This window comes from Sinosporangium album, assembly GCF_900100605.1.
Taxonomy (GTDB): Bacteria; Actinomycetota; Actinomycetes; order Streptosporangiales; family Streptosporangiaceae; genus Sinosporangium; species Sinosporangium album.
On the sequence record NZ_FNCN01000048.1, the window covers coordinates 20,419 to 28,051 of the forward strand.

The 7,633-nt window shown below is 70.9% G+C and carries 7 protein-coding genes; 6 read left to right on the forward strand and 1 reads right to left on the reverse strand.

Annotation, left to right across the window (positions count from 1 at the left end; genetic code table 11):
- The first annotated feature begins 35 nt into the window (after positions 1-35).
- From BLQ73_RS28735 to BLQ73_RS28755, 5 genes are all read left to right on the forward strand, one after another.
- Positions 36-1,184 (forward strand): acetylornithine transaminase, encoded by a 1,149-nt coding sequence (locus tag BLQ73_RS28735; RefSeq protein WP_245691531.1) that lies wholly within the window; start codon positions 36-38, stop codon positions 1,182-1,184.
- Complete coding sequence (argF, locus tag BLQ73_RS28740; protein ID WP_093175544.1) at positions 1,177-2,094, forward strand: ornithine carbamoyltransferase; 918 nt, start codon at positions 1,177-1,179, stop codon at positions 2,092-2,094. The genes BLQ73_RS28735 and argF overlap by 8 nt, the downstream gene beginning before the upstream one ends.
- Positions 2,095-2,125: 31 nt before the next feature.
- Positions 2,126-2,632 carry an arginine repressor gene (locus BLQ73_RS28745; RefSeq protein WP_093175546.1) on the forward strand — a complete coding sequence of 169 codons (507 nt, stop codon included), beginning with the start codon at positions 2,126-2,128 and terminating at the stop codon, positions 2,630-2,632.
- 168 nt (positions 2,633-2,800) lie between these two features.
- Complete coding sequence (gene argH, locus BLQ73_RS28750; protein WP_245691530.1) at positions 2,801-4,219, forward strand: argininosuccinate lyase; 1,419 nt, start codon at positions 2,801-2,803, stop codon at positions 4,217-4,219.
- Positions 4,201-4,848 carry a DNA-3-methyladenine glycosylase gene (locus BLQ73_RS28755; RefSeq protein WP_093175552.1) on the forward strand — a complete coding sequence of 216 codons (648 nt, stop codon included), beginning with the start codon at positions 4,201-4,203 and terminating at the stop codon, positions 4,846-4,848. Before argH ends, BLQ73_RS28755 begins: the two co-directional genes overlap by 19 nt.
- Here the strand turns inward: BLQ73_RS28755 and BLQ73_RS28760 are convergent.
- Complete coding sequence (locus BLQ73_RS28760) at positions 4,821-5,246, reverse strand: PH domain-containing protein (RefSeq protein WP_093175555.1); 426 nt, start codon at positions 5,244-5,246, stop codon at positions 4,821-4,823. The two genes, BLQ73_RS28755 and BLQ73_RS28760, sit on opposite strands and share 28 nt — an antisense overlap.
- A gap of 144 nt (positions 5,247-5,390) precedes the next feature.
- On the opposite strand from BLQ73_RS28760, the gene tyrS reads away from it, so the two are divergent.
- Positions 5,391-6,662: a tyrosine--tRNA ligase gene (gene tyrS / locus BLQ73_RS28765; RefSeq protein WP_093175558.1), complete on the forward strand. Its 1,272-nt coding sequence runs from the start codon at positions 5,391-5,393 to the stop codon at positions 6,660-6,662.
- The last annotated feature ends 971 nt before the right edge of the window (positions 6,663-7,633 follow it).

Sequence of the window (7,633 nt, forward strand, 5' to 3'; positions counted from 1 at the left end):
AGACCGATCTCCGCACGCGGTTCGAGGCCGCCTTCATGCCGAACTACGGCGTGCCGCCCGTCGCGCTGGCCCGCGGCGAGGGGTCCCGCGTCTGGGGCGCGGACGGGCGCGAATACCTCGACCTGATCGGCGGCATCGCGGTCAGCTCCCTCGGCCACGCCCACCCCGCCATCGTCCGAGCCGTGTCCGAGCAGGTCGCCACGCTCGCCCACACCTCCAACCTCTACCTCCACGAGCAGGAGGTGCTCCTCGCCGAGCGGCTTCTCGGCCTGCTCGGCGCCCCCGGCCGCGTGTTCCTGTGCAACTCCGGTGCCGAGGCCAACGAGTGCGCCTACAAGCTCGCGGTGAAGTACGGCAAAGCCACCGGCCGCACCTACTTCGTCGCCACCGAGAACGGCTTCCACGGCCGCACGATGGGCGCACTGTCCCTCACCGGCAAGGCGTCCATCCGCGAGCCGTTCGGCCCGTTCCCGGTGGATGTGCGCTTCGTCCCGTTCGACGATGTCGACGCCCTGAAGGCCGCCGTCACCGACCAGTGCGCCGCCGTCTTCCTCGAACCCACACAGGGCGAGGCCGGAGTCGTGCCCGCCTCCGAGGGCTACCTGACCGCCGTCCGCGAGATCTGCGACGCCACCGGCGCCCTCCTGGTCGCCGACGAGGTGCAGTCGGCCATCGGACGCGCCGGCCACTGGTTCGCCCACCAGGCCGACGGCTTCACCCCCGACATCCTCACCCTGGCCAAAGGCCTCGGCGGAGGCATGCCCATCGGCGCCGTCGTCGGCTTCGGCCCCGCAGGAACGATCTACGAGAAGGGCGACCACGGCTCCACCTTCGGCGGCAACCCCGTCTCCTGCGCCGCGGCCCTCGCCGTCCTCGACACGATCGACTCCGAGAACCTGCTGGCCCACGTGCGCACGGTCGGCGACCGCCTCGCCCGCGGCGTCGCCGCCGTCGACCACCCGCTGCTCACCGGGGTCAGGGGCCGCGGCCTGTGGCGCGCGATCCTCCTCGCCGAACCCAAGGCCGCGCAGGTCCAGGCCGCGGCCGAGCGCGCCGGATTCCTGGTCAACGCCGTACAGCCCGCGGCCGTCAGGCTCGCGCCGCCTCTCGTGATCACCTCCGAGGAGATCGACGCCTTCCTGGCGGCGCTCCCCGCCATCCTCACGGAGGCCGCCGATGCCTAGGCACTTCCTGCGAGACGACGATCTCACCGCGGCCGAGCAGGCCGACGTGCTCGACCTCGCCGCCGCCATGAAGAAGGACCGGTACGGCTACCGCCCCCTCGCCGGCCCCCGCACCGTCGCCGTGCTCTTCGACAAGCACTCGACCAGGACCCGCGTGTCGTTCGCCGTCGGCATCGCCGAACTCGGCGGCCAGCCCCTGATCATGGACGCCGCCGGCTCCCAGATGGGCCGCGGTGAACCGATCGAGGACACCGCCAAGGTGCTGTCGCGCCAGGTCGCCGCCGTCGTGTGGCGCACCGGAGGGCAGGAGCGGATCGAGGCCATGGCACACGCGTCGGAGGTGCCGGTCGTCAACGCCCTCACCGACGAGTTCCACCCGTGCCAGATCCTCGCCGACCTGCTGACGGTCCGCGAGCACAAGGGCGCCACCCGCGGACTCACCCTCGCCTACCTCGGCGACGGCGCGAACAACATGGCGCACTCCTACCTCCTCGGCGGCGCCCTCGCCGGCATGCACGTCCGGATCGGAGCCCCCGAGGGCTACCGGCCCGACCCGGCCGTCCTCGCCCGCGCCGCGGAGATCGGGGAGACCACCGGTGGCTCCGTCGCCTACACGGCCGACCCGGTCGCCGCCGTGGCAGGCGCCGACGCGGTCGCGACCGACACGTGGGTGTCCATGGGGCAGAGCGACAAGGAGCAGCGCGTCGCCGGGCTCATGCTGTACCAGGTGAACGAGGCCCTGCTCGCCCACGCGCCGGACGCGGTCGTGCTGCACTGCCTGCCCGCCTACCGGGACTACGAGATCGCCGCGCAGGTGCTCGACGGGCCGCGCAGCGTCGTCTGGGACCAGGCGGAGAACCGGCTCCACGCCCAAAAGGCACTGCTCCACTGGCTCCTGGGGCAAGAATGACACCCTCAGCGCGCCCACATCCGGAGCACCAATGAACATTCCCATGACCAAGTCGGCCAGGCAGGCGAAGATCACCGACCTGCTGGCCCGCCAGCCCGTGCGTTCCCAGCCCGAGCTGGCGAAACTCCTGGCCGAGAGCGGCGTCGAGGTCACCCAGGCCACGCTCTCCCGCGACCTCGACGAGCTCGGAGCCCTCAAACTCCGGGCCGAGGACGGGTCCTTGGTCTACGCCCTCCCCGGCGAAGGCGGCGGCCGTATCCCGCTCGCCCGCATCGGCACCGGGGAGAGCCCCGCCGCGCGGCTGCGGCGCATCGCCGAAGAACTGCTCGTCTCGGCCGAGGCGTCCGCGAACCTCGTGATCGCCCGCACCCCGCCCGGCGCGGCGCAGTTCCTGGCCTCCGCGATCGACCACGCCGGATGGGAGTCCATTCTCGGCACGGTCGCCGGAGACGACACGATCCTGGTCATCAGCCGTGATCCCCAGGGGGGAGCCTCGGTCGCCGAGGCCCTGCTGCGGGCCGCCGACAGGCGTGCCTGAAGCAGGCCCGGCACACGCGGCGTACGACGCGCCTCGACGGTTCACCTCCGGTCAGAAGCTGCCTGTAGGGTCGCGTGGAACACCCGGGGAACGGACCGCGGCCCCCAGGCGACCCAGCGGGCTGAGAGTCGTCGGCACGCTCCAATCCGAAAGCGAGGAAGACTCACCGTGAGTGAAGGTGGCAAGCCCATGCGGTTGTGGGGCGGCCGGTTCGAAGGGGGCCCGGCGGACGCGCTGACCAGGCTCTCGGTCAGCGTGCAGTTCGACTGGCGGCTCGCGCCGTACGATCTGCTGGCCTCCCGCGCCCACGCGCGGGTCCTGTCGAGGGCCGGCCTGCTCACCGACGACGAGCTAGCGCGCGTCATCGGCGCGCTGGACGACCTGGACCGCGCCTGCAAGGCCGGCGAGTTCCGCCCGATGGTCGCCGACGAGGACGTCCACACCGCCCTTGAGCGTGGCCTGCTCGAACGGCTCGGCACCCTCGGCGGCAAACTGCGCGCCGGCCGCAGCCGCAACGACCAGATCGCCACCGACCTGCGGCTCTACCTCCGCGACCACGTGCGCACCATCGTCTCCAGGCTCGTGGAGCTGGAGACCGCGCTGATGGGGCAGGCCGAGGAGCACGCCGAGACGGCCGCCCCCGGCATGACCCACCTCCAGCACGCCCAGCCGGTGTCCTTCGGCCACCAGCTCCTGTCCCACGTGCACGCGTTCTCGCGCGACATCGACCGGCTCCGCGACTGGGACCGCCGCGCCGCCGTCTGCCCGCTCGGCTCCGGCGCGCTCGCCGGCTCCTCCCTGCCGCTCGACCCGCAGGCGGTCGCCCGCGAGCTCGGGTTCGACTCCGCCGCGCCCAACTCCATGGACGCGGTCGCCGACCGCGACTTCGCCGCCGAGTTCCTGTTCGCCGGCTCCCTGATCGGCGTGCACCTGTCGAGGCTCGGCGAGGAGATCGTCCTGTGGGCCTCGCAGGAGTTCCGCTGGATCGAGATGGACGACGCCTACTCCACCGGCTCGTCGATCATGCCGCAGAAGAAGAACCCCGACGTCGCCGAGCTCGCCCGAGGCAAGTCCGGGCGGCTCATCGGCAACCTCATGTCGCTGCTGACCACCCTCAAGGGCCTTCCGCAGACGTACAACCGCGACTTGCAGGAGGATAAGGAGCCGGTCTTCGACACCGTCGACACCCTCCTGCTCGTCCTGCCCGCCGTCGCCGGGCTCGTCGCCACCATGCGCGTCAACACCGCCAAGCTCGCCGCGAGCGCCCCCGACGGGTTCGCCCTTGCCACCGACCTCGCCGAGCTGCTCGTGCGCAAGGGCATCCCGTTCCGCGAGGCCCACGAGGCCGTCGGGCACCTCGTCGTGTGGTGCCAGGTCAGCGACAAGACCTTCGACGAGCTGACCGACGACGAGCTCGCCAAGGTCTCCCCGCACTTCACCCCCGACGTGCGCGACGTCCTCAGCGTGCCCGGCGCCCTGGCCGCCCGCAAGGCATACGGCGGCACCGCCCCGGACCGCGTCCGCGAACAGCTCGCCGCCCTCCGCGAGCAGGTCGACGGCCAGGCGGCATGGGCGAGCGGTTCCTAGCCCGGGAGTTCTTCGACCGGCCCGCCGACCGGGTCGCGCCCGACCTCCTCGGGCGCGTCCTCGTCCATGACACACCGGCGGGCCGGATCGCCGTGCGCCTCACCGAGACCGAGGCGTACGGCCTGCCGGGCGAAGACCCGGCCTCCCACACCTATCGCGGTCAGACACCCCGTAACTCCGTCATGTTCGGCGAGTCCGGGCATATGTATGTCTATTTCACGTACGGCATGCATTTCTGCGCCAACCTCGTCTGCCTGCCGCGCGGCATGGGCTCCGCCGTTCTCCTCCGAGCCGGTGAGATCGTCGAAGGGGCGGGCCTCGCCCGGGCCGCCCGCGAGGCCACACGCGCCGCCGGGCCGGCCCCGCGCCGCATCCCCGAACGCGACCTCGCCCGAGGGCCCGCCAGACTCGCCGTCGCCCTCGGCCTCGGCCGCGACCACAACGGCCTCGACTGCTGCGGCGCCGGCCCGCTGCGCGTCCTGGCCGGCGAGGCCGCGGCGCCCACCGCGATCGGCGTCGGCCCCCGCACCGGCATCGCCAACGGGAAGGAGACCCTGTGGCGCTTCTGGATCAAGGCAGACCCCACCGTCTCACCCCACCGTCAGCACATGCCGCGCCGCCGCGCCTGATCACGCGCCTCGCGCAGATCGGTCAGCGCCTGCGAACACGGCACACCGAGATCGAAGGCACTGAACACGTGCAGACCATCCTCGGTGTGGATCTCCAGTAGCTCCGTGCGCGACGTCAGCCGCCTGCGCACGTCCACCTGCATGTCGGTCACCTCGCCCCACGCGACGCGACGCCGGCCGGAGAACCCCGCCACCATCGTGAGACCGGCCTCGTCGGCCGCCAGCCGTACCGGCGCGAGCACGTCCCGCAGCGCGAGCGCCCCCAGCAGCAGCGCGGCGGGCACCGCCAGCACGACCCCCCGCCAGTCCTTGGCGACGGCGAAATAGATCGCCAGCAGCAGGCACACCACCGCTCCGGCGGCCTTCGCCGCCGTCACTTCACGCCTCACCCTCCACATGCCTCGCACGTTACCGCGCCCCGGGTCTCCGCCCCGAGTGGCGCGAGGCCCGGATGATCAGGCAGGCTGTACCCCGAGGGACGGTCCGGCCCCGCCGGGCCATCCCGTCCACCCGGCAATCACGAACCTAGGAACGCCTGAACCGTGACCGACATCCTCGATGAGCTCGCCTGGCGCGGATTGATCGCGCAGTCCACCGACATCGACGCACTCCGCGAGTCGCTGGCCGAGGGCCCGATCACGGTCTATTGCGGGTTCGATCCCACCGCACCGTCCCTGCACATGGGCAACATGGTGCCCCTCCTCACCCTGACGAGGTTCCAGCGGGCCGGGCACCGGCCCATCGGCCTCGTCGGCGGCGCCACCGGCCTCATCGGCGACCCCAGCGGTCGCAACAGCGAACGCACGCTCAACACCGCCGACGTCGTCGCCCAATGGGTCGCCCGCATCCGAGTCCAGGTGGAGAAGTTCCTGGACTTCGACGGCGGCCCCACCTCCGCGACCCTCGTGAGCAACCTCGACTGGACCGGCGGGCTCGGCGCCATCGACTTCCTGCGGGACATCGGCAAGCACTTCCCCATCAACCGCATGCTCGCCCGCGAGGCCGTCAGCGCGCGCCTGGCGGGGGAGGGGCTCAGCTACACCGAGTTCAGCTACCAGATCCTCCAGGCCAACGACTACCTCGAACTGAACCGCAGGCACGACTGCACCCTGCAGATCGGCGGCAGCGACCAGTGGGGCAACATCACCGCGGGCTGCGACCTCATCCGCAGGGTCGAAGGCGCCCACGTGCACGCCCTCACCATGCCGCTCATCACCAAGGCCGACGGCACGAAGTTCGGCAAGACCGCCGGCGGAGCCGTATGGCTCGACCCGGAGATGACCTCGCCGTACGCCTTCTACCAGTTCTGGCTGAACTCCGATGACCGGGACATCGTGAAGTTCCTCAAGATCTTCAGCTTCCGCTCGCGTGAGGAGATCGAGGCGCTGGAGAAGGAGAGCGTCGAGCGGCCCGCGGCCCGCATCGCGCAGCGGGCGCTCGCCGAGGAGTTCACCACCCTCGTCCATGGCGCCGAGGAGTGCGAGGCCGTCATCGCCGCGTCCAAGGCCCTCTTCGGGCAGGGCGACCTGGCCGAGCTGCCCGAACGCACCCTCGCCGCCGCGCTCGCCGAGGTCCCCAAGGCCACCGTCGCGGCCCTCGGGGCCACGCTCGTCGACCTCATCGCGGAGAGCGGCCTCGTGGAGAGCAAGTCCGCGGCCCGCCGCGCCGTCAAGGAGGGCGGGGCCTACCTCAACAACGTCAAGATCACCGACGAGGGCTACGTGCCGGTCGCCGAGGACCTGGTCCACGGGCGTTTCCTCGTCCTGCGCAGGGGCAAGCGGTCTGTCGGCGGCGTCGAGGTCGCCGGCGCGTGACCGCGGCCTGAAAGCCCGGCCTGAAAGCCCGGCCTGAAAGCCCGGCCCGCGCGAGCGGGCGGGGCTTTTGCGCTGTCGTGGGGGTGCGCTCTCGTGTCGCCGGTGAGGGGTTGCGGGGCCGCCAGGGCTGCGGGGCCTGCGGGTTCGCGGTCTGGCAGGGATCCGGGCGCTGCGGGGCTTGCTGGGCCCGCCAGGGGGCAGGGGCATGCGTTGTCGCGGGGGACCGCGGGGCTTGGGGGCTCTCTGTGCGCTGGGATGCCGGTTACCGGTCGGCAGGTCCGCGGCCCCGGCCTTCAACCGCCCCCGACTGCCCTCCCGGCCAAGCCGTGCTCCGTGCGGCTTTGACGGTGAGCGGGGCAGGTTGCGGGTTTGGAATCGGTCTTCCGAAGGTAACGTTCCGGTCGCGAACGTGTCCCGTTGCTCCGTACACCGGCCTGACCTGGAGGTTTGTCTTTCAGGGCTGATTTGACGATGGGGCCGGGTCGGCTTAGTGTTCTCTTCGCCGCAGGGGCGTGGATCGCAAGCATCCCACCCTGGTGGCGAACCCTCCGACGAGCCCGACGGGCTCTGCTGTGCGTCTCTGTTGACCGGAGAATCGGTTGATTCGACGCAAAGCGGAAGCCGAGGTAAATTAGAAGGGTTGCTCCGGAGACGGGGCAGTGAAGATTGTACAGGTTCGGGAAGATCGGCCGGTTTGACCGAGATCGACCAGAACTTGTAGAATCGGATCAAGCGAAAAGCGAATGGGTACGCCCCAGAAGAACGGGCCTGAGGGTCCGGTCGGATGGTGGACGCGTTCGTTTCTTGAGAACTCAACAGTGTGCTAAAAGCCAGTGCATGATGCATTACCTCCGTCCACCCACCGATGGTGGGGGATGGTTCCTTTGGTTGACACCCTTTTTTGGGGTGCTCAGCCGGGTTCTGCTTGACAGACATTGTTTGGAGAGTTTGATCCTGGCTCAGGACGAACG

What these genes read in the sequence shown, in the direction of transcription:
- BLQ73_RS28760 (WP_093175555.1), bottom strand. Translation starts at nt 5,246, where the DNA reads ATGTGGAGGGTGAGGCGTGAAGTGACGGCGGCGAAGGCCGCCGGAGCG.
- argF (WP_093175544.1), top strand. Translation starts at nt 1,177, where the DNA reads ATGCCTAGGCACTTCCTGCGAGACGACGATCTCACCGCGGCCGAGCAG.
- BLQ73_RS28755 (WP_093175552.1), top strand. Translation starts at nt 4,201, where the DNA reads ATGGGCGAGCGGTTCCTAGCCCGGGAGTTCTTCGACCGGCCCGCCGAC.
- BLQ73_RS28745 (WP_093175546.1), top strand. Translation starts at nt 2,126, where the DNA reads ATGAACATTCCCATGACCAAGTCGGCCAGGCAGGCGAAGATCACCGAC.
- BLQ73_RS28735 (WP_245691531.1), top strand. Translation starts at nt 36, where the DNA reads ATGCCGAACTACGGCGTGCCGCCCGTCGCGCTGGCCCGCGGCGAGGGG.